We start from the raw sequence: 291 nt of genomic DNA, 5'->3' as shown, positions 1-291 counted from the left end.
TCGCCGAGGTGGTGGCACGCTTGGAGAAGCGGCACAGTCCCGAGCAGATCGCAGAACGGCTGCGGCAGGACTTCCCCAACGATCCGGAGATGTGGGTGTCACACGAGACGATCTATCAGGCCCTCTACGTTCAACCGCGCGGGGAGCTGGCCCGGCTGGTCAAGACCGCACTGCGCACCGGTCGCACTCAGCGCAAAGCTCAGGGCCGCAAGTCAACCGGCCAGGGCAAACTCAAGGACATGATCAACATCGCCGACCGTCCCAAGGAGGCTGACGACCGCGCGATCCCCG

At 64.9% G+C, this 291-nt stretch carries 1 protein-coding gene; it reads left to right on the top strand.

Going from position 1 to position 291, the window contains the following annotated elements:
* Positions 1-291 (top strand): transposase (locus tag ACZY0X_RS31240; protein WP_463775904.1); only part of this gene is annotated, 291 nt, incomplete at both ends.

Source organism: Mycobacterium sp. IDUB_39, assembly GCF_055419205.1.
Note: the sequence above shows the minus strand (reverse complement) of the source record. Positions and strands in the feature narration are given on the sequence as shown.